We start from the raw sequence: 21,748 nt of genomic DNA on the forward strand, positions 1-21,748 counted from the left end.
TGCGCGGTGGCCGTGCCGTCGACTCGTCTGCGGCACCGCCGGGAGAGTCGGCGTACTGAGAGCAATAACGATGCGGCAATGAGCAACGTAGGCCAACTGTTCGTACTGGAGGCGCCATACATTCCCACGTTGAAGGCGTCGGACAGCGTTCGGAGAATGATGACGTTCCCTGGGGCATTACTCAAAGACTGGATGCGCGACCATTATCACGATGCGGTCATCGACATCGGGTCGAGCGGGGTCCTCGATTATTCACTCGCGCGGGTGCGGCAACTTGTCGGCATCGAGCCGGGCGAGCTCCACGAAATCGTCTTCCGGTGACAGCCCGTGCCTGGGGCGCGACGACCTGCGCGAGGCCAATTGCCCAACGATTGGGGCGACGGGGACGCACAACGGGTGATGACCACGCACGGCGGCAGCGAGGCGCTCTACGTCGCGCCATCGTGGTCAACTTCCCGCAGAATCTGACCGGCACCACACTCGACCTCGACGGTTTCCACCGACTGATCGAGATCGCTGCCGACGCCAATGCCGGTCTTCTATGGGACGCGGCCTTCACGGACCTGGTCCATGAGGACGCGCCGTTGCCAGACCCGGGCTGAGCTACTACCGGGTCCGTCCCCGTCGGATCCTGCTCGAAGGCTTTCGGCCTGCCCGGCATGAGATTCGGATGGTGCATGGCCGACCCGGAGCTTCTGCGGGCGATGACCAGTGACAGCAGGGCGTAGACGGCTCACGAGGCGTCCGCGCGCCCTTTCACCCTGAGCCGCTAACTGTTCTTCCGTGCCTGGCTGTTCGCGCTCGGGCCGCCGCAGGACCACGTACTCCTCCTCTCGATGCACCACATGGTCAGCGACGGCTGGTCGCGCGAGCTGCTCGCCCGCGACCTCTCCCGCGCCTGCGCGGCGCGACGGCGCGGTGTCACACCGGATCCGCCGAGGCTTCCCCTGAGTTACGCGGACTACGTGCTGTGGCAACAGCAGTTGCCGGGCAGCGAGAAGGACCCGGACAGTCTTCTGGTGTCACGACAATGGGAGTACTGGCGCACCGCGCTGGGCGGCATGCCCGAGGAGCTGCGGCTGCCGGTGGACCGGCCGCGTCGGCCGGTGTCCGACGGGGTCTGCGGCGCAATCACGTTCAGCGTGGACGAAGGGGTTGCACACGGCGCTGACCGAGGTGGCCCGGTCCGAGGGCGCGACGCTGTTCAAGGTCCACAGCCTTCTTCAGGCCCCCACCAGGACGACGCACCCGCCCCCTCCGGTCTCCCCATGCCAGAACAACGAGTCCCACAGTTGGAAGCCACGACTTGTTTCCCGGCAAGTCCTCAACTGCCAAACCCCACCGAAGAATCGAGGCTGAATTCGAAGACCCAGAATGGGCTGTTGTCTGTTGTCGATCGTTGCCCGATATTCGATCAATATTGCTGCGCCATCTGCCGTCGTCGATTCGGCTGTTAAGGTTACGGAGCGCGATGCCGAGCAAACTCCGTGACAGCGAAGGTGATTTCCTTGGTGAATATGCGAGCAGGGTTCGACTATGACAGCCATGACCCGGCGATAGCGGTGGATCCGTTTCCGACCTATGCGAAACTCCGCGAATCCTGCCCGGTGCAGTGGAGCCGCGCCTGGGACGGGTATTGGGTCGCGACTGGTCACAGTGAGGTCTCCTCGGCGGCCCGCGATGCCCGGACCTTCCAAACCGCGCAGGATAGGGCGGACGGTACGGTGCAGGGCGTGACCATTCCCTCGCTCGGGCAGAGCAACCGGATGATACCGCTGGAACTCGACTCGCCGGAGTGCCTGAAGTACCGCAAGCTGATCTCCGTTTTCTATTCCCCGAAGCGGGTCGCCGCGCGCGTCGGCGAGGTCCGGAAGTTGGCGGCGGCTTGTATCGACGAGGTGATCGAGCGCGGCGAGTGTGACATCGTTCTGGCGATGACCGAGAAGCTGCCCAGCATTCTGACCATGCGGGACATCGGACTGCCGGAGGAGCGGTGGTTCGACATCGACTCCCTGCTCTACCGGGCGCTTTTCGCCGCTCCGCACGATCCGTCGACAGCCCGCGAATGCGCGCAACTGATCTGCCTGGAGCTGGTGGAAGCACTCGACGCGCAACGGGACGGCGACCAGCGGGGGTTGCTCGGGCACCTGGCGACCCGTGAGGTGGACGGAGCACCGGTACCGGACGATGACATCGTCTCGATGATGTATTTGCTGCTGCTCGGCATCCATCCGACGTCAAGCCTGACCGCGATCGCGCTCCGTACCCTCGCCCAGCAACCCGAGCTGCGGTCCCGGCTGATGTCCGACCGCTCGATGATCCGCACCGCCGTGGACGAGTTCCTGCGGTGGGTCTCGCCCGTTCAAAGCACGGGCCGGATCGCCGCCGAGGACGTCGAACTCGGTGGGCAGCGCATCACCCGGGGCGAGCAGGTGCTGCTCGGGTGGGCCGCGGCGAACCGCGACGATTCCGTCTTCCCGCACTCGGACCGGATCGACCTGGACCGCGATGCCGGCCGCCACCTCGCTTTCGGTGCCGGCCAGCACTATTGCGTGGGCGCGGCCATGGTGCGAGAGATGTTCACGGCGATGCTGGAGGAGGTGTTCGACCGGATACCGGACTACACCGTCGCCGATGACGCGGTGATCGAATGGTTTCCGGATCTCACCCCCGTATACGGGATCAAGGCTCTGCCGATACGGTTCACGCCCGGCCGATAAGAGGTTCGCTTCGGTCAGCGCGGCGGTTACTGCGGCGGCGATGCCGCGGCCACGGTAGGCGGGGCGGGTGCCGACGCCGGACAGCTCTGCGGTGCCCTCGGCCGACGGGGAGCCTGACGCCCGGCCGACGATGCCGCCCTGCTGGTCGCGGACGAAGCGCACTGCTCCGCCGCTCTGCTGGGTGCGGCGCAGTCGGGCCGCACCCTGTGCGGAGGGTGTGAAGACGCCACCGAACGCCTCGGCAAGCGCGGCATCGAGCTCGGTGAACTGTTTCTCGGCGGTCGGGCTCTCCACACGCAGGGAGTCGGCGGACTGGGGGAGTATCAGCGTGTGGAGTGTGCAGACGAGGTATGCGTGCACCGCCTCGGTGTCGAAGCCTGCCGCCTGCAGGGGCCGGTGCCACGGCGGGGGGCGGCCTGCGGTGCGAACTCCAACCGGGGCAGCAGACCCCGCTCCCGGAAGATCCCGATCAGCGCAGCGATGTCCCGCTCCATCGGCTCGGCGCCGGGTAGCGGGGTCGCGTAGCTCAGATAGGGGTTGTCGGCATCGGGGGTGAAGCCCGCGACGAAGCCGCCGGTCTCGACGAAACGGGACGGCGGCGGAGGTTGGTGACGGCAAAGCTCTGGACCTGGGTGTCCATGGTGGTGTTGACCTCACGAAGTCTCTGAAGGAGCCCTGGTGAACTCGGGAAGTTCGGGGCGCGGGAGAGTGGCGATGCGTCAGGCACTGCGTCGTGGGGCCGTCGTAGAGGACAGCGTGGCAGGCTGAGGCTGCTGCAGATCCAGTCCGGCCGGCGCGGGCCGCACATGTTGCGTGCCTTGGCGTAGACGGACAGCCGCACGCAACATCGGTTCCTGGGGCATCCGGTGTCCGAGCGGGAGCCCGAGGTCGACCCATTCCTGGAGCTTGTGCGTCTGCGGAACGAGCCCCTCAGCCCGGTCCGTTCGACGAGTGCGGCGATGGTGGCGGCTTCGTGCCCGACCTCGATGAACAGGCGCGCCATGGCTTCCAGTATGGCCTCACGCGTACGGGCGCGCGCACGCTCCTGACGCGCCACTCGGCCGCCCCCCCGTCTCTCTCGCCCTGCCTGCACATCGAACCGTCCACCATGGGCCCACCGAAGGTTCGGTACGGCACCATGCCCTTCCGGCCGTCCCGGGAGCTCTACTGCGGGACGTGGAGCCGGGGACGGGGGATGATCCCGGCTCCGCGTCCCAGGCGGCACGTCAGTGGTTGACGTGGCCGCCGTGCATGGGGCGCCCCGCTGCCATCAGGTACTTCAGGTCCCGGGCGTACTTGGTGACGAGGTCGCGCGTGAGGCTCGGGATGTCGCCGTGCCCTGTGATGGCGCCGGCCTGGACGGCGGCGCGGAACCGGTCGGAGGGGATGACGGATCCGGCTACCGGGTCCTCGGGCTCCTTGAAGCCGTGCCGGATGGGCAGCGCCGCGTACTGCCGCTGTGCCTCGGGCAGGGCGCGCATCGCCGCCTCGAACCGCAGGTACCACTCGGCGTAGTCGTCCACCCGTTCCATGGCGTGGCCGTCCTGCGCGAGCCAGTCGATGATGGCGTCGAGGGAGACGCCGTCGTCGTTGGGGTTCACGAGGCTGAACGTCCGGTATCCGGACGGGGCTTCAGAGGTGCCGCGACCCCCCAGCGCCAACACGGCGGCGGCGGTGAAGTCGACCGGCAGGCCGTCGTAGTGCGCGCGTTCGCCGTCCGCACGGTAGAAGCTGCGCGGCGCGATCCCGGTGGCGAGCACGCTGAACAGGAGGCGGCTGAACACATCGGTGACGTTGAGCTGTCCGCCGTACCGGCTGTGCGCGAGGATCATGCTGGACCGGAAGGTCGTGACCGGCAGTCCGCACAGGTCGTGCGCCTCCCGCAGCAGCACTTCGCCGGCCCATTTACTGGTCGCGTACCCGTTGGCGTAGCCACCGTCAACGTTCAGGACCGGTATGGCGACGCGGACGTCGGTGTCCTCGTCGAGGGCCGGCCGGCAGGAGTCGGCGACCCCGACGCTGGAGATGTAGGTGATCGGCTTCGTCCGGCGGGTAAGGGCCAGTCGCACGAGTTCGGCGGTGCCGACGACGTTGGCGTCGAAGAGGTGCGGGTACGGCAGGAGGTGGTTCACCACCGCACCGGCGTGGACGATCAGGTCGACCTCGTCGGCCAGCCGGTCCCAGGCCGCCTCGTCCAGGCCGAGCCGCGGTTCCGCCATGTCACCCGCCACGACCTCGAGATGCACCGCGGCCAGTTCCTCGTACGTCCGCACCAGCTCCGGGTCGCCGCTGTCGAAGGCCGCGTCCAGCCGCTGCCGGGCCGCGGCGGCGTCCTTGCCGCGCACCAGGGCGATCAGTCGGCCGCCGGCCGGCGCCAGGGTGCGCAGCCATTCCAGGGCGAGGAAGCGGCCGAGATAGCCGTTCGCGCCGGTCAGCAGCACGGTGCGCGGCTCCCGCCCGGCGCGGGGCAGCGCGGGGGCGTCGGCGAGGAGGTGTGCATCGAGGAATTTGTCGAGGGTGAGGTCCTTCGCGTGGACCTCGGTCACGCCCTCGCCGTGCACCGAGGCGAAGGTGGGCCGCCGCACGGCCGTAACTCGGTGAGCAGGGTGCCCGGCGCCGTCGCCGCCTTCCTTGATTTTCACGATGTGGATCGTCATTTCCTTTAGCGTGACCGGTTCCAGGAACAGCTGGATCGGTACGTCGATGTCGAGCTCGTCGCGGAGCCGTCCGGCCAGATGCACAGACGTCAGCGAGTCGCCGCCCGCCTCGATGTACGTCTTCTCCAGACCGGCGGGCCCGTCGAGATCCAGCGCCTCGATCACCAACTCGGCGACCCTGGCCTCCAGTTCGTCCCCCAGCGCAGGCGCCGCGCTCTCGGCCGGCGCTTGAGCGGCCGGGCCGCGCAGCGTCAGCGCGCCGTAGCTCTCGCCCGCGAACGGATACGACGGGAGCCGTACCCGGCGCACCTCGCCGTCGAGCGCCGGCCAGGTCACCTCCTCGCCGCGCAGCCACGCCTCCCCCGAGGGGTGCCGCACAGGATCCGGGTGGCCCTCGGCCAGTGCCATGAGCTTGTCCGACGCCTCCTGCACGCCGACGGCGACCACGTAGGCACGCACGGGCATCCCGACCCGGCCGGTGCGCAGGGTGTGCGCGACATCGGCGAGGGCGGGGGCGTCGGCCTCGCGCAGACGTGCCGCCAACCGGGTTGCCACGAGGCCGAGTTGATGCTCGGTGCGGGCCGACAGCGGCAGGACCGTCGGGCGGGCGTCGGCCTTCGCGCGCGGCTCGCGTGCCGGTGCCTCCTGCGCCACCACGTGCACGTTCGTGCCGCCCATGCCGACCGACGTCACGCCGGCCAGCCGGGGCAGGTCCCGCCTGCGCGGCCAGTGACGGGTCTCGGTCACCAGCCGCAGCGGCGAGTCCCGCAGGGCGGCCATCGGGCTCGTGACGTTCACCGTCGGGGCCAGGGTGGCGTGCTCCAGCATCAGGACCGTCTTGATCAGCGCCGCCACACCGGCCGCCGCGTCGGCGTGCCCGATGTTCGATTTCACCGAACCGAGCGCGATGCCGACGCCGCCGTCGAGGCCGGCCCGGGCGGTGAACGCCGCGCTCGCCGCCGCCAGTTCGATCCGGTCGCCCAGCTCGGTCCCGGTCCCGTGCGCCTCCACGTACTGCGCCGCCGACGGCTCCAGCCCCGCCGCCGTCCACGCCTCGGTGATCGCGGCCGTCTGCCGGTCCACGCCCGGAGCGGTGAAGCCGACCTTGCCGGCCCCGTCGTTGGTGACGGCCGTGCCCCGGATCACCGCGCGCACCGGGTCGCCGTCGGCGAGCGCGTCCTCCAGCCGCCGCAGCACCAGCACGCCCACCCCGCTGCTCGGCACCGTGCCGGCCGCTTTCTCGTCGAAGGGGCGGCAGCGGCCGTCGGGGGAGGAGGTCCCGCCCTGGTAGTAGACGTAGCCCTCCTTGCGCGGGGCGCCGATGGAGACGCCGCCCGCGAGCGCGGTGTCGCACTCGCCGAGCAGCAGGGCCTGGACGGCAACATGGACCGCCGTCAGCGAGGACGAGCAGGCCGTCTGGACCATCATGCTCGGCCCGTCCAGGCCCAGCCGGTAGGAGATCCAGGGCGCCAGGAACTCGCGGTCGGTGAGGAGACGCACCTGGATCGCGCCGATCGACGCGGCGAGCGCCGGGTCCGTCTCGGCGGCCAGCGCGTGCTCCGTCGAGCTGCCGCCCATGTAGACGCCGGTGCGGGAGGGTGCGTTCAGCGGGGCGTACCCGGCGTCCTCCAGCGCCGACCAGGCGGTCTCCAGGAGCACCCGGTGCTGCGGGTCCAGGGCGGCCGCCTCGGTGCGGTTGAAGCCGAAGAGCTCGGCCTCGAAGCGGTCCGCGTCAGCCAGATGCCCCTGCACCGGGACGAACGCGGGATTGCGCAGCTCGGCCGGGTCCGTCCCGTCGGCGAGCAGTTCCTTCTCGGTGAACTCGGACAGCGAGCAGACGCCGTCGCGAAGGTTGGCCCAGTAGGCGTCGAGGTCGGGGGCGCCGGGGAAGCGTCCGCTCATCCCCACGACGGCCACCGCTTGCTCAAGGTCGTGCTGTGTGGCTTCCTCGGTCGTCATCGCGTCGTGCCTTTCCTGGAACGGAGCTTGTGCAGGGCGGCCCGGCGGTCGCTGCCGCGCCGGGCCGCCTCCTGCTCGGCCGTCTGGTCGAGATGGGCAGTCATGGCGGCCACCGTCGGGTGCCGGAACAGGTCGGTCAGGGTGATGAGGTCCTGGTACTCCGGGTGTTTCTGGAGCGCCGCGAGGACGACCGGCAGCCGTATCGAATGGCCACCCGATTCGGAGAAGTTGTCGTGGACGCCGACCCGGTCAAGGGTCAGCAGCTGCTGCCACACCCGGGCCACGCGCCGCTCGGCCGTGCTGTCCGCCTCGTACCCCACTACGGATTTCCCCATGTCAGGGTTACATCCCTATTGGCCTGCATGAGGCGAGTCCTTCCGGCTGGTTATCTTGACGTTGGGGGATTTCCGGATCAGAGAGTATGGAGGTTCTGAATGGTCGACGGTCCGCATGCTCGTATTCGGCGCCGGAGATTGTGGAAACGGGGCAGTGCAACTGCGGCTCCGTGTGTCCATCAACGGGTCGTTTCGGCGTCGTTCTCGGGGGCGGCGGGCGGCGGGCGGTGGATAGCTGGCTGCGTTGCGGTTGCCCGAAGCGAATAGATGCGCCACTCGGGTGCCGCGCGCCTGGAAGACTCGGGCAGTCTCCAGGGCTACCAAGGCGCCCATACTGTGATGGGACCTAGGTCAACTCCACCGTCACAGCCGTCCCCCTCCCTCCAAACGCTGGCGCCGTACTTGCCGCGCGCGAGCGCGCCTCGCCGATGCCGCTTGCCCGACCACAGCCGAACCATCGTCCGAGGGCACGCCGTTACGGATCAGCGTTGCCTGCGCCGCCACCGTGGTATGCGAGAACAGAGAAACAACCGAGAGTCGGACTCCCGTACGTCGTTCAAGGGCGTTCTGAAGCTCGAAGAGCTTGATCGAGTGGCCGCCCAGATCAAAGAAATTCACCTCGATCGGAATGTCTTTCCGATTCAGCACCTCGGCCCAGGCGGCGGACACCCGTCCAGTCGTGTCGTCCGTGGGGGCGGCGGCTACCTCCTCTGTCTGGGAGTCCGGACAGGTTTCCGCCAGAGCACCAAGGCGTTTCCGGTCGAGTTTTCCGTTGCCAGTCACAGGAAACCGATCGAGCACATGAATCCAGTTCGGAACCATGGCTTGCGGCAGCCTGCTGGCCACATGCTCGCGGATAGATTCTGGAGAAATACCAGGAGGCGACAGGACGAACCCGACAAGCTGGGTCCGCTCCGCGTTCGTCACTACGGCGGCGTCGCTGACCCCTGGCGCAGTACGCAGATGAGCCTCGACTGCGCCGAGCTCGATCCGATGGCCACGGATCTTCACTTGTTGATCGCGGCGGCCGAGAAATTCCAACTCACCATCGTCTTTCCACAGGGCGAGGTCTCCCGTGCGGTACATCTTGGCGCCCTCGACGTCGGTGAAAGGGTCGCCGATGAAAGCCTGGGCAGTCGCTTCAGGGCGGCCGAAGTATCCTCGGGCCACCCCTGCGCCGCCGATGAACAACTCGCCGCTTACACCGCGTGGGACCGGCTCCAGTTCCTCATTCAGCAGGTACAGGCGGACACCAGGAACCGGCCCGCCGATGGATATCGGCCCAGGGGCCTCATAACGGCGGAAGCTAGCCCATACAGTGGCCTCGGTCGGGCCGTACTCATTGACCAGGGCGACCGTGCGGCCGAGCAAGGCGAAATGGCGTTCCACCAATGCCTCAGCCAGCGAATCGCCGGCCACGATCACCGTATCCAGCGCATCCAGCCGCGTGCCCTGCCGTGCCGCCGCGTCTAGCAGTGCGCTGTAGAGGAGCGGTACACAGAGCAGCCGGGTCACCTGCAAGCGTTCCACCAGGCGGGCCAGCCGCTCAGGATCGCGGATTTCATCAGATGCAGCTACGACTAGGCATCCCCCCGCGGTCAAGGTCCCCCACACCCCGGCAACCGAGGAATCGAAGGCCAAGGGGGACACAAGCAAGAAGACTGGAGCGCCGGGATACACCGCGCGGCGTGCCCAAGTGGAAGCGGACAGCTGACTGTGCTCGACCAGGACGCCTTTGGGCTCGCCAGTGCTGCCCGAAGTGTAGATGACGTAAGCGGCGTCATTGGGTGTCACCGCGACTGCCGCCGCCGCGGTCTCTTCTCCTTCTCGGGCGTCCTCCGCTCGAATGACCGGGCATGTGAGCGTGGGCAGTCGGGCAGACGTGCCGTCTGCGACGATCACGGCAGACACGCCCGCGTCAGCGAACACGTCAGCGATCCGCTGATCAGGGTGGGCCGGGTCTGCCGGGACGTACGCGGCACCCGCGTACAGGATTCCGAGCACGGCGGCAATCATCGCGTTCGAAGGTTCAACGAGCACACCGATTCGCTCGCCTCTGCCCGCACCTGCCGCACGGACAGACGCTGCGATGCGCCTGGCCCAAGCGTCGAGCTCGCCATAGCTCAGCTCGGTGCCCCTGCTCCGAACGGCAGCCCTCAGCGGATCACTGCTGGCTATCCGGGCCACGACTGCATGGACTGGGCTGAGTTCCTCGTGTGGAGCGTTCGACACAAAGTTCTGTTCTGGCAAGGTCATCAAAATTCCCACACTAATTCGTCGTCACGGAGATCGGTGTGTCCAAGCAGTTCAGTCCGCAACCCGGCTCGCATGGCCTACGGATCAGGTACTACCGGTATCAACACCCGAAAACACCGAATTCCTACGGACAGGAGTGGCGGGCGAACATGAGCAGTACACGCTCATCGGACGGTCACTGAACTCCGCTCAGACCGGAGAGGATTCACTCTGGCATCCGCTCACCCCAGCGTCAATGCCGTAAGAAGGGCCGGTGAGGGGGCACGCAATACGTGTCCAGAAGAGCGCAATAACTGTCAACCGTGCTTTGTTGACGACACTTGACGCCAGCTCGAGGACATCGCTAGCTTGTCTCGATATTCCATCACCGGTGCAGTGCTCAACTCCGACTCTTCATTCCTGAAACCCCTGGGTGGAACGGAGCTGACGGCGCCAATCGACCACAGTGCCTGTAGCTTCACAAGCAACAAGCAGGCTGCAGCCTCGGGTTATCGACTTTTTCGATGCGATGGACTGGAGGATCTTCCATGCGCACTCCCCATACGACGAATCTTTCTCACCTGCTCGATCCCGAACATGCGGCGGAGCCATACTCATTCTATGCCGAGTTACGCACAAAATCACCGGTGCAGTGGGACGAATGGATGCAGACCTGGGCGGTGTTCGGCCATCCGGAAATCCTCGATCTCTCGAAAGACGGGCGTCTTTCTGTAGCCAGAATATCGGATTTCCACGAGAGCCTTCCCGAGCAGGCCCGTGGCGATGTTTCACTGCTGGCTCGCACATTGTCAGACATGATGCTGTTCAATGATCCGCCGCATCACACCCGGCTACGCCGACTGATCAGGCCGAGCCTTTCTCCCCGCCTCGCCCGGGAACTACGCTTTCATGTCCAGGAGTTGGCCGACGCACTGCTCGACAAGGTCCTGTCGAGCGGGCGCATGGACATCATTCACGACTTCTCGGAACCGCTCAGCCGTGGCGTCATCGCGAAACTGGCAGGCGTATCTGACGACGCCACCCACCTCATGGAGAACTGGCAGGGACTGTTGCATGAGTTCTTTACGCAGTCCGACTCCCAGAACGCGCGGATACAGGCGCTGAGGGAATCCTTCGACCGCACTGCCGCCGCTCGTCGGAACAGCACGGCCGACGACTTCTTCAGTCGGATGATCAGCCCCCAACTCCGGGCAGCCGACTACACCGAGGACGAAGTCTTCGCCAACCTCCTGCTGCTCATCGACGCGGGGCAGGCGACTACCACACATCTGATCGGGAACGCGGTCCTTGCCCTGTTGAACAACGACGAGCAAACTCAGCGGCTGCGCAGAGATCCTGAACTGATTTCACCCGCCACGCACGAACTGATGAGATACGACAGTTCGGTCCAGTTCACCACTCGGAAGGCGCTCGCCGACATCGACATCGGTGAGCACCTCATCAAAGCCGGCCAGTCGGTGACCCTGGTTCTTGGTTCAGGGAATCGTGACCCCCGCCGCTACACCGACCCTGACATATTGGATGTCTCCCGACCGGCCGCTGATCACCTATCGTTCGGGCACGGCATCCACTACTGCCTGGGCGCCTCACTCGCTCTCACCGAGATCGACGTCGCACTGCGGGCCCTGCTGCGTCGGACCACCAACTGGAAGTGCGAGGTGGCGCAGCCCGAGTGGCTCGAAAGCATCAACTTCCGCTTCCTTGCATCCCTTCCGATCACTTTTGAGGCAATCGCCTGAATGTGGCATTCTCCGCGGCCTCTCCGTCGTTCTTGCCGTGCATCCGGTGTTGCGCAGTCCGTTCGAGTCGTCGGCCGAGCCGGCCCTTAAGCAGGTGTTCCACCGTGAGGCGGTGTGCGAGTAGCGGACCGCCCGTTAGACCTCGGCCGGGCACCGTTGCTGCGAGTCCCTCCCGGATGGCGCTGCCCCGGCTCCGGGCAGCGCCATGTACGAGGACTCCGCCCACTGGTACGACGCCGTCGCCGACTTCGGGCTGTCCCGGCTGGCCACTGGATCGCTCTCCCTATACCGGTGGTTCGTCAAGTCCGGTGATGGTGTGGGTTGATGGCGGGTCAGGCTGGTCGTAGGCCGGTGCTAGCCGGTGCTAGGAGTGAACGGGCTTGGGGGCTGAGGATGACTGCTCGCCGTCCGTGTCCGCCTGGGCCGGGGCTATTGGAGGAGTACGCGGCCCGGATCGATGACCTCTTCTTCGGCCTGGCCCAGCGGCGGGGATGTCGCGTGCGTACCTGACGGGGCTGCCGGCGCCGTGGGAGCGGAACGAGGCGATCACCTGCCTGGCCGGGGCGGAGCCGGTCGCCGGTGCGGGGATGCCCGGGGGTGCAGCGGCTGCAGTTCTTCTTGTCCGAGTCGCCCGGGGAGGCCGAGCAGGTCAACGACCGGCGGCTTGAACTGCCGCGCAAGCAGCGGGCGATGGCACCGCACGACGGCGGGTCCATCGTGATCGACGAATCCGGGGACCGCAAGGACGGCACCGCAAGGACGGCACGGCCACCGCGCACGTGGGCCGGCAGCAGCCGAGCCGATACGGCAAGACGGACAACGGCATCGCCACGGTGACCACGGTGTTGAGCGACGGCCGCGTGTACTACCCGCTGGACGCACAGCCGTACACGCCCGCCCGCCACCTCGCCCCAGCCGGCCCGACCCAGCCATCCCCGCCAAGCCGCAACCGTGCGCCACCCTCGCGGCCGGGTCAAAGAGGCGGGATTCGCCGGCCGGGCCGTGGCGTCCAGCACTGGCCCGACATCGTCGAGGGTGCCCCGCCGGAACATCCCTCACACTCGAACCGCCCTGACCTACGACACCACTTGAAGATCGGTGGTGTCTGGAGCGTGCCGCTCACCACGCTACGGAAGCCCTCTTCTTCCGCGATGTCGGCTATAGGCAGATGGGGCCCTGACTCGTCGACGCATGGGCAGCAACGCAGATCCCGCAGCGGGCAATATCTGTCAACTGCCCATATCGGAGAGGACATACATTGCTCCACAGAAGACCTCACACCCTCGATCTGGGAGTTTGAGGAATCGCAGTCATTGGAGCAGATACGCGAGATCGGTATCTCTGCCGAAAAGAATCTACTTACCTCTTGTGATCCCTGTATGGGGTCGCGGTTCTCGGGTCGCGTGGACAAGGTTCTGGAGAACGATGAATTTTGATGGGGCATTGCTCGAAGACTGGATGCGCGACCACTATCATGACGCTGCGATAGACATCGGGTCGAGTGGGGTTCTTGACTACTCGCTCGGACAGGTGCGAAATCTCGCCGGCATCGAGCCTGGTGATTTGGACGAGATCGTCTTCCGGGACAGTCCGTGCCTGGGCCGGGACGACCTGCGCGAGGCCATCGCCTCGCGCTGGGCGGACGGTGACGCGCGCAGGGTGATGCTTACGCACGGCGGCAGCGAGGCTATCTACGTCGCGCTCCAGACCCTCCTCGAGCCGGGTGACCAAGTCGTCGCCCTGCACCCGGCCTACCACTCGCACGTATCCGTCGCAGAGTCCATGGGGTGCGAAGTTCTGCGCTGGCGGCTGCGCGAGGAGGATAGATTCCGGCCTGACGTGGAGGAACTAGCGAGGCTCGTCACTGCGCGCACAAAGGTTATTGTGGTCAACTTTCCGCACAACCCGACCGGCGCGACACTCGACCTTGCTGGTTTCCGTCGCCTGCTTGAGATTGCTGACAGTGTTGGCGCCTATCTCCTGTGGGACGGCGCTTTTACGGACCTGGTCTATGATGACGCACCGCTGCCGGACCCCGGACTGACCTATCCGCGCAGTGTGTCGATCGGAACCTTTTCAAAGGCTTTTGGTCTACCCGGCATGCGTTTCGGATGGTGCATGGCCGACCCGGAGCTTCTGCGGGCGATGACCAATCTGCGCGACCGCATCACCCTCAGCCTCTCTCCGCTTCTCGAGTACATAGCGCTGCGCGTCGTACAGCGTGCAGACGTCTTCATCGCTCCCAGGCTGAAGAACGCCCAGGCCAACCGACGCCTGTTGGCCGACTGGGCCGCGCGGCACGAGGATCGTGTCGACCTGCCGCTGCCCCTCGGCGGGGTGACAGCGTTCCCGCAACTACGCCCGTGGCGGGACACGACCGAGCTGTGCCGTCGGCTGGGAGAGACCAGCAACATACTGCTCGTCCCCGGCCGGGCATTCGACCACCCGTGCCGCGTCCGGCTCGGTTTCGGCGGCGATCGCAGCCAACTAAGCAAAGGCCTGGACATCTTGGGCGCTGAGTTCGCCGCGAGTCCCCAACCGTGAGGCGGAAAGGAACCCTGACGAACATGCAGAGCATTGAACTCTCAGACATTGAGTTGAAGACAGTCCACGAAGTACTCGCTTCGCTCACGGCGAAGTTCCACTCGATCAGTGACCCGGAGTTCGTCCGGCAGTGCGCTGTGTACGCACACGAGCTGCCGCAGCGGCTGCGGGCTGAGTTGAACGCGTTCCGCCTGGAGGCTTCCGGTGGCGTGCTGTCCATCCGCGGCTTCCGGATTGACGACGTCGCCATCGGGGCCACTCCCGAGCACTGGCGTTCCCACGTCGGCCGAGTGTCCACGCTCCCCGCGGAGGTGTACTTCATGCTCTGCGCATCCCTGCTGGGCGACCCCATCGCCTGGGCGACACAGCAGGACGGCCGGATCATGCACGACATCTTTCCGATCAAGGGTCACGAAAATGAGCAGCTTGGCTCCGGCAGCGAAGAACTGCTGACCTGGCACACCGAGGAGGCCTTCCACCCGCTGCGGGCCGACTACCTCGGCCTGGCCTGTCTACGCAACCACGACCGGGTGGCAACGACCTTCGCCTCGGTCGACGACCTCGAGCTCACTGATGAGATCAGGGACCTGCTCTGCCAGGAGCGGTACCCGATCAGGCCCGACCGCTCGCATCTGCCGCACCACGCCGAAGACAACCGGGAGATGTCGTCGCGCGAACGCGAGCTGCTCTCGCGCAGCTATGAATGGATCATGGCCAAGGACAGCGAGCCCGACCGAGTCGCCATCCTCTTCGGCGACCGCGAAGCACCCTATCTGCGCATCGATCCATTCTTCATGGAGGACGCATACGCCGTCCCGGACAGCGCCCGCGCAATGAAGGCCATCGCCGCGGAGGTCGATCGCAACATACGAGATTACGTGCTCGAACCGGGTGAACTGCTCTTCCTGGACAACTACAAGATCGTGCACGGCAGGGTGCCATTCACTGCCCGCTTCGACGGCACGGACCGCTGGCTCAAGAGGCTGAACGTGGCGCGCGACCTGCGGAAGTCGCGCGATCGCAGAATCAGCCACGACGCGCGAGTGATCCATTGACGACCTACAGCGCCTCGGCCCTCGCGGCCGGACGGACCCTACCCGGAAACGACTGGGAGACGTCAGTGTCGACTACCCAAGACTCTGCGATACAACCGAAAGACAGCCAGGACCGCCGCGTTGACAGGGATTTCCCCCTTTCCCTGGCACAGGAGCGGATCTGGGTCTCCGAGCAGCTCGCCGATGCGGGCTCGCACTACGGGGCCCCGGTTGTGTTCGCCCTGCGCGGCGAGTTGGACCCCGGGCTGCTCGAGGTGGCTCTGACCCATATCGTTGAACGGCACGAAGTGCTGCACTCCGTGGTCTCCATCGCGTCTGGCTCGCCCCGGTTCGTCGTCGTCCCCGCACGCCCCGTACGACTCGATCCACAGGATGTGGCCTCGGAGCAGGAGATGACTGAGCGGGTGAGCGCCGCGACGGCAGCTCCGTTCGACCTCTTGCATGGGCCGCTCGTGCGGTTCGGCTTGTACCGCCTTGGTCCCGCGGATCACCGCCTGCTGGTGGACATACATCACCTGATCTTCGACGGAGTCTCGGCCGGCGTGTTGGTCCAGGAGCTCGCCGAACTTCTTGCCGCGGGGGCCGAGGGCCGCACACCCGAGCTCCCCGTTCTGCCTTTCGCCTACGGGCAGTACGCCGTTGCGCAACGTCGCTCGCTCGACGAGGGCCTGTTGGACAGTCAGGTCGAGCACTGGTGCACCCAGTTCAGGGACGCGTCCTTCACACTTGAACTGCCCACCGATTACCAGCGTCCCGCACGCATGAGCTTCCATGGCGCCAGCCACTCCTTCACGTTGCCGGCTTCGCTGGGCGTCGAACTCGCGGAGGCGGCCCGCCGCTGGAGCGTCACCCCCTACGTGGTCATGCTCGCTGGCTGGGCTGCCGTTCTCGGCCGCTACGCAGGCCAAGAGGACCTGATGGTGGGCACCGCCATGGCCGGTCGGACCGAGCCGGGCACCGAGGAAATGATCGGCATGTTCGTCAATGTCCTGGCCCTCCGGGTACGCCCAGAGCGAGGTCAGACCTTCCACGGCCTGGTCAGCCAGACACGCCTGGCTTCCATCGAAGGTCTCGCCCATCAGGAAGCGCCGATCGAGAAGGTCATCGAGCGACTTCGTACGCCACGCGACCCGAGCCGCAATCCGCTGTTCCAGACGGCGTTCATCTACGACGAGGCGCTTGAGGAGTCCATACACGTCTCGGGACTGACCATCGAGGGCGCCGCACCGCCACCGCGCACCGCCAGCAAACTGGACCTGAGTATCGAGGTCGTTGAGCGGGACGGCCGACTCGAAGCGGAAATCGAGTACGCGACCGACCTGTTCACGCCGGAGACGATCCGCCGCATCGCAACGCACTACACCACCTTCCTCGCCAACGCGGTCCGCTCGCCGAACCGACCGCTGTGCGAGATTCCACTGGCCTCAAAGGAGGAGCACGCTCTGCCGGCGACGCAGCAGAGCGGAGACGGCGCGTCATACGATCCCGTCGTCCTCCCCTCGCTCTTCGAGGCCCAGGTCGCGCGGCGTCCCGACGCATGCGCGGTCTCCTGCGGCGCATCGCGGTGGAGCTACCGACAACTCAACGAGCGGGCCAACCGGCTTGCCAGAGATCTGATTGCCCGCGGAATGGGACCCGAGAAGCTGGTGGGGGTCGCGTTGCCCAGCGGCCCGCTCCTCGTCCTGGCCATCCTCGCGATCAGCAAGGCGGGAGCCGCGTTCCTACCGCTCGACCCGGCCTATCCGACCAAGCGAATCGAATACATCGTCGGCGACGCGCGCCCCGCCCTGCTGCTGACCGATGCCGCCGGCGCCACGGCCCAGCCCTGGACGACGCCGATCCTGGTCCTCGACGAACAGCAGACCGGGCGTGACGCGGACGCGGACGCATCGAACCTTTCCGACGCACAGCGGTCGCACCCACTCACCCTCGCGCACCCGGCATACGTCATTTACACCTCCGGTTCGACCGGGACACCGAAGGGCGTGACGGTCACGCACGAGGGCCTCGCTGGGCTCTCCGGCGCGCAGATCGAGGCATTCGGCGTACGGTCCGACAGCAGGGTCCTGCAATTCGCCAGTCCAAGTTTCGACGCCTCCGTCTCGGAGCTCTGCATGGCCCTGCTCAGCGGTGCTACGGCGGTGTTCGTCCCGGGCCTTCACGATTTCGTCGGGGGTTCGTTCGAAGCAGTGCTTGTCCGAGAGACCGTGACGCACGTAACCCTGCCGCCCTCGGTGCTCGCCTCGCTTTCCCCCGACGAGGATCTGCCCGCGGACCTGACCATCGTGGTTGCCGGGGAAAGCCTGACCGCCGACCTCGCCGCACGTTGGTCCGGGCGTTGCAGCATGTTCAACGCTTACGGGCCTACCGAGGCCACGGTGTGCGCAACGCTGATCGGCCCGCTGAGGGGGAACGAGGGGAACGAACCGCCACCCATCGGCCGGCCGATCGCCGGCACCCAGATCTTCGTCCTGGACGAGGGCCTGCGGCCACTGCCGGTGGGCGTGGCGGGCGAGTTGTACCTTGGCGGCGCCGGGCTGGCCCGCGGATATCTCAGCCGACCCGACGTCACTGCGGCCGGCTTCGTTGCCTGTCCCTTCGGCCCGGCCGGGGGGCGGATGTATCGCACCGGAGATCGGGCCCGCTGGCGTAGCGACGGGAATCTTGAGTTCGTCGGGCGCCGGGACGACCAGGTCAAGATGAACGGCTTCCGGATCGAGCTCGGCGAGATCGAGAACGTGATCGCAGCGCACCCAGATGTGGAACAGACCGCCGTGGTGGTACGCGAAGACAGGCCGGGACTGCGGCAAGTCGTCGCCTACGTAGTGGCCCAGGCGCCCAACGAGGAGATCCTCGCCCACGCCGCGTCACAGTTGCCCGGTTACATGCTCCCGTCTGCCGTGGTGCGCTTGCAGAACCTGCCGTTGACCATGAACGGCAAGGTGGACCGTCGTAACCTGCCTGCTCCGGATGATCGAGGATCTGTCACCGATCGCAGCCCGGGCACCGCGCGCGAGCAGCAACTGTGCGAGCTGATCAGCGAGGTGCTGGACCTCTCTGCGGTCGGCGTGGACGAGAGCTTCTTCGAACTCGGCGGCCGGTCTCTGCACGCGGTGCGTCTGCTGAGCCGGATCCGCAGTGTCATGGGTGTAGAGATCGGTATCAAGGCCCTGTTCCAGGCGCCTACCGCGGCGTTGCTCGCGGCGCAGATCGACTCTGGTCAGGTCGCCGTCATCACCCGGCCGGCACTCCTCCCGATGGCCCGCTGACCCACGGCGGGCGCCGGATGAATTCCGCGTGGGCGGATGGGCCCGCACAGAGCAATAGGGATCTCAATGATTGTGTCAAGCCGTTTGCGCGAGCGATCGGGCCGAGGCGACATTATGTGGGAACAGCCATGATCCCTCTGTCGTTTGGTCAGCTCGGACTGTGGTTCATCCATCAGATGAATCCGGGCAATTCGATATACACCATGCAGCTCGCTTCGCGGCTGACGGGGCAGTTGGACCGCACAGCCCTTGAGGAGGCATTGCGGGACGTCGTGCAGCGACATGAATCGCTTCGCACGGTGATCCGGGACGGTGAGGGCGGGCCGCACCAGGTTGTCCTGGACATCTCGGAATACGCGGTGAGGCTGGAGTACGAGGAGCTTGCCGAGGAAGAGGTGTACGAGGCGATGCACGAGGCCTCGGAGCACCCGTTCGACCTTGTGCACGACCTGCCTCTTCGGGCATGGCTGTTCGCACTGGGGCCGCAGGAGCACGTGCTGCTCATATCGATGCACCACATCGTCAGCGACGGCTGGTCGCTCGGGCCGCTCACCCGAGACCTCGCCCGGGCCTACGCGGCGCGGCGCCGTGGTGCCGAGCCGAATATGCCGCCGCTGCCTGTCCAGTACGCCGACTACGCGCTCTGGCAGAGGCGGTTGCTGGGCCGCGAGGAGGACCCGGACAGCCTGGCGTCGAGACAGCTCGCGCACTGGCGTTCGGTGCTCGACGGCATTCCCCAGGAACTGCGGTTGCCGGTGGATCACCCGCGCCCACCGATGTCCGACTTCGCCGGGGACACGATCGAGTTCACCCTCGACGCCGATCTGCATACGGCATTGGCCGAGGTCGCCCGCACCGAAAATGCGACCATGTTCATGGTATTGCAGGCCGGGTTTGCGGCGCTGCTGAGCAAGATCGGTGCGGGCGCCGACATTCCGATCGGCTCACCCGTGGCCGGCCGCATGGATGATGCGCTGACCGATCTCGTCGGGTACTTCGTCAATATGCTGGTATTCCGCGTCGACGTCTCCGGCGACCCGAGTCTGCGAGACCTGGTCAAACGGGTCCAGGCCGTCGCCCTCGATGCCTACGACAACCAGGACATCCCCTTCGATCGCCTGGTAAGGGAACTCAATCCTGCCCGCTCGCGGACCCGGCACCCGCTTTTCCAGGTCATGTTGACCCTGGAGGACAACACCGACGCCGGGCTCAAATTCGACGGATTGACCGACGCGCCTTTGGACATCGACGCCGGCAGCTCCATGCTCGACTTGGTGTTGAGCCTGCGGGAGAAATTCGGCCCGGACAAGGAGCCGGCTGGGATGGATGCGCTCCTGGAGTACCAGCTCGACATGTTCGAACCGGAGACCGCACAGCACGTGGCCGACGGTTACCGGCGGATGCTGACCGCTCTTGCCGCCGACCCGGATGCGCCGATCAGCACAGTCGACGTGCTGCGGGTTGCATAAGTTCCCTATTTCTCATGAATTCGGCACGCACATCGAGTTGAGCGGCCGTTGACGAACGATGACAACTTACCTAGGGGAGTGAAAGCAGTGGCGAATCCGTTCGAGGACCAGGACGGCGTGTACCTCGTGCTGGTCAATGCTGAGGGACAACACTCGTTGTGGCCCGCCGCCATCACCGTGCCCAAGGGCTGGACCGTAGTCCACGGCGAAGCCGGGCGAGAGGAATGCCTGGAGTACGTGAAACGGAACTGGACGGACATGCGGCCCAAGTCCCTGGTCGAGGCGACAACCTCTTGAGGGCCCCTCGGTATGGCACCGCCGCCTGACCGGACCCGAAGAAACCATCACCTAGCCCTCGTGCCGGGACCTGAAACCAGCACGCGCGGAAAGAGACGCAATGAGCGATGTAGAGGTCTCCGACAAAAAAGGGCGCCGAAGCAAACGCAGAAGGCTGCTGACCAACCGAAACTTCACCTGCCTATTGGCCGCCCGGCTGGGCTCCAGCATGGCCAACGGCTTCCTGCCGATCGCGGAGAGCTTCGGTATCCTCCACACCACTGGTTCTGCGAGCGACCTCGGCCTTGTCCTCGGAGTTCAGGCGGCGGTTTCTCTCGCCTTGTCGCTGTTTGCCGGCGTCGCGGCGGACCGCTTTCCGCGTGCCGCTTTGCTCATCGTCTCGTCGATCGTACGCCTGACCGCGGCGGCGACCTTGGCGATAGGACTCCTCACGGATACTGCGACCCTCGCCTGGTTCTTCGCTCTGGCAGTCGTGTATGGCGGCGCCGACGCGCTGTTCGGTCCGGCCAGCATGGCGATCATGCCGGACATCGTTGCGAGAGAAGACCTGGACGAGGCCAATGCGCTGGTCGGCGCTTTTTCCTCGCTGGCTTGGACGGTGGCCCCTGCGGCGGCAGGCATGGTCGTGGCGGCGTACGGCTCGGGAGCCGCTTTCCTGGTGGAGAGCGTGCTGATGGCTTTCATCACCCTCTGTCTCATATTCGCCAGGATCCCCGCCCGGGGCGAAGTCGAACCGGATCACGAAGGCGGGACGCTCACGCAGCTGAAGCAAGGCTGGCGGGAGTTTCGAAAGCGCCCCTGGCTATGGCTGCTGACCTTGCAGTGGACGTTGTTCTCGATGGTCCTGCTGGCTCCCCTCGCGGTCCTCGGCCCGTTGGTGGCCGACACCCATCTGGGCGGTCCCGCGGCCTGGGGTGTCATCGGCACCTGCATGACCATCGGCGTGCTCTGCGCGGAGTTCACCTCCAGCCGGATCAAGCCGAAGCGACCGGTGGTCTTCATAGCGTGGCTGCCACCGCTGATCGTCTTCGAGGCGTTGGCCCTCGGCTCCGGCGTGCCGACGGTGGTGGTGGCGGGTGCCGCAGTGCTCTCCGGCTGCGCGATCGGCCTGCAAGGAGTGTTCTTCCAGACCCTCATGCAGCGAGCGGTGCCGAGCAAGGTACTCGGCCGGGTGGCCGCCTTCGATCTGATGGCCTCGGAGATCGCCCAGCCGGTCGGCTTCGCCGTAGCCGGCCCCCTGGGCATCCTGTTCGGCCTGCGCCCGGTGCTGGTGGGCTGTGCTGTGGTCGCGGTGGTGGGCACGGCACTGTTCGCCCTTGCCCTGGCCAAGGTTGAGCAACCAGAGCTACAGGTGCAGAACGAACCGCACGTGCCGGACAGCGGCACTGAGGCGACGGTCAGCTGAGCGGCACTCGACTGCGGACGAGCCTTTGACGAAGCCGGACCAC

At 66.3% G+C, this 21,748-nt stretch carries 14 protein-coding genes and 2 pseudogenes; 11 read left to right on the forward strand and 5 right to left on the reverse strand.

The annotated features are described in order from the left end of the window. The first annotated feature begins 443 nt into the window (after positions 1–443). From ACIGXX_RS03275 to ACIGXX_RS03290, 4 genes and pseudogenes are all read left to right on the forward strand, one after another. Entirely contained in the window at positions 444–602 is a 159-nt protein-coding gene (locus ACIGXX_RS03275) for a hypothetical protein (RefSeq protein ID WP_351156455.1), read from the forward strand. A gap of 33 nt (positions 603–635) precedes the next feature. Beyond that, positions 636–728, forward strand: a pseudogene (locus ACIGXX_RS03280) (aminotransferase class I/II-fold pyridoxal phosphate-dependent enzyme); the annotation flags it as partial. A gap of 63 nt (positions 729–791) precedes the next feature. Then, positions 792–1,457: a condensation domain-containing protein gene (locus ACIGXX_RS03285; protein WP_399972823.1), complete on the forward strand. Its 666-nt coding sequence runs from the start codon at positions 792–794 to the stop codon at positions 1,455–1,457. A 30-nt stretch (positions 1,458–1,487) separates the two neighbouring features. After that, positions 1,488–2,720 carry a cytochrome P450 gene (locus tag ACIGXX_RS03290; RefSeq protein WP_399972224.1) on the forward strand — a complete coding sequence of 411 codons (1,233 nt, stop codon included), beginning with the start codon at positions 1,488–1,490 and terminating at the stop codon, positions 2,718–2,720. 69 nt (positions 2,721–2,789) lie between these two features. Here the strand turns inward: ACIGXX_RS03290 and ACIGXX_RS03295 are convergent. The 5 genes and pseudogenes from ACIGXX_RS03295 to ACIGXX_RS03315 all read right to left on the reverse strand — a co-directional run. Further along, positions 2,790–3,617, reverse strand: a pseudogene (locus tag ACIGXX_RS03295) (hypothetical protein); the annotation flags it as partial. A 329-nt stretch (positions 3,618–3,946) separates the two neighbouring features. Beyond that, entirely contained in the window at positions 3,947–7,336 is a 3,390-nt protein-coding gene (locus ACIGXX_RS03300) for a thioester reductase domain-containing protein (RefSeq protein ID WP_399972228.1), read from the reverse strand. Continuing rightward, entirely contained in the window at positions 7,333–7,671 is a 339-nt protein-coding gene (locus ACIGXX_RS03305; protein ID WP_351156449.1) for a phosphopantetheine-binding protein, read from the reverse strand. The genes ACIGXX_RS03300 and ACIGXX_RS03305 overlap by 4 nt, the downstream gene beginning before the upstream one ends. Positions 7,672–7,686: 15 nt before the next feature. Then, entirely contained in the window at positions 7,687–8,004 is a 318-nt protein-coding gene (locus tag ACIGXX_RS03310; protein ID WP_399972231.1) for a hypothetical protein, read from the reverse strand. 30 nt (positions 8,005–8,034) lie between these two features. Beyond that, positions 8,035–9,903 carry an amino acid adenylation domain-containing protein gene (locus ACIGXX_RS03315; RefSeq protein ID WP_399972826.1) on the reverse strand — a complete coding sequence of 623 codons (1,869 nt, stop codon included), beginning with the start codon at positions 9,901–9,903 and terminating at the stop codon, positions 8,035–8,037. Between the two features lie 551 nt (positions 9,904–10,454). Between ACIGXX_RS03315 and ACIGXX_RS03320 the strand changes: the two genes are divergently transcribed. The 7 genes from ACIGXX_RS03320 (at position 10,455) to ACIGXX_RS03350 (ending at position 21,705) form a co-directional block, all read left to right on the forward strand. Beyond that, positions 10,455–11,666, forward strand: coding sequence for a cytochrome P450 (locus ACIGXX_RS03320; protein ID WP_399972234.1), 1,212 nt, complete (start codon positions 10,455–10,457; stop codon positions 11,664–11,666). Between the two features lie 1,425 nt (positions 11,667–13,091). Next, positions 13,092–14,210: a capreomycidine synthase gene (vioD, locus tag ACIGXX_RS03325; RefSeq protein ID WP_399972237.1), complete on the forward strand. Its 1,119-nt coding sequence runs from the start codon at positions 13,092–13,094 to the stop codon at positions 14,208–14,210. Between the two features lie 23 nt (positions 14,211–14,233). Next, positions 14,234–15,265, forward strand: a complete 1,032-nt coding sequence (gene gntD, locus ACIGXX_RS03330; RefSeq protein ID WP_399972240.1) for a guanitoxin biosynthesis L-enduracididine beta-hydroxylase GntD — start codon at positions 14,234–14,236, stop codon at positions 15,263–15,265. Between the two features lie 65 nt (positions 15,266–15,330). Beyond that, entirely contained in the window at positions 15,331–18,534 is a 3,204-nt protein-coding gene (locus ACIGXX_RS03335; RefSeq protein WP_399972243.1) for an amino acid adenylation domain-containing protein, read from the forward strand. Between the two features lie 128 nt (positions 18,535–18,662). Then, positions 18,663–20,003 (forward strand): condensation domain-containing protein, encoded by a 1,341-nt coding sequence (locus ACIGXX_RS03340; RefSeq protein ID WP_399972247.1) that lies wholly within the window; start codon positions 18,663–18,665, stop codon positions 20,001–20,003. An 87-nt stretch (positions 20,004–20,090) separates the two neighbouring features. Next, complete coding sequence (locus tag ACIGXX_RS03345) at positions 20,091–20,300, forward strand: MbtH family protein (protein WP_399972250.1); 210 nt, start codon at positions 20,091–20,093, stop codon at positions 20,298–20,300. Between the two features lie 100 nt (positions 20,301–20,400). Next, positions 20,401–21,705 (forward strand): MFS transporter, encoded by a 1,305-nt coding sequence (locus tag ACIGXX_RS03350; RefSeq protein WP_399972253.1) that lies wholly within the window; start codon positions 20,401–20,403, stop codon positions 21,703–21,705. The last annotated feature ends 43 nt before the right edge of the window (positions 21,706–21,748 follow it).

The organism is Streptomyces sp. NPDC055243, assembly GCF_044544025.1.
Lineage (GTDB): Bacteria > Actinomycetota > Actinomycetes > Streptomycetales > Streptomycetaceae > Streptomyces.

Coding starts and splice junctions, on each gene's coding strand:
- ACIGXX_RS03300 (WP_399972228.1), bottom strand. CDS start 7,336: ATGACGACCGAGGAAGCCACACAGCACGACCTTGAGCAAGCGGTGGCC.
- ACIGXX_RS03305 (WP_351156449.1), bottom strand. CDS start 7,671: ATGGGGAAATCCGTAGTGGGGTACGAGGCGGACAGCACGGCCGAGCGG.
- ACIGXX_RS03310 (WP_399972231.1), bottom strand. CDS start 8,004: ATGGGCGCCTTGGTAGCCCTGGAGACTGCCCGAGTCTTCCAGGCGCGC.
- ACIGXX_RS03320 (WP_399972234.1), top strand. CDS start 10,455: ATGCGCACTCCCCATACGACGAATCTTTCTCACCTGCTCGATCCCGAA.
- vioD (WP_399972237.1), top strand. CDS start 13,092: ATGAATTTTGATGGGGCATTGCTCGAAGACTGGATGCGCGACCACTAT.
- gntD (WP_399972240.1), top strand. CDS start 14,234: ATGCAGAGCATTGAACTCTCAGACATTGAGTTGAAGACAGTCCACGAA.
- ACIGXX_RS03340 (WP_399972247.1), top strand. CDS start 18,663: ATGATCCCTCTGTCGTTTGGTCAGCTCGGACTGTGGTTCATCCATCAG.
- ACIGXX_RS03350 (WP_399972253.1), top strand. CDS start 20,401: ATGAGCGATGTAGAGGTCTCCGACAAAAAAGGGCGCCGAAGCAAACGC.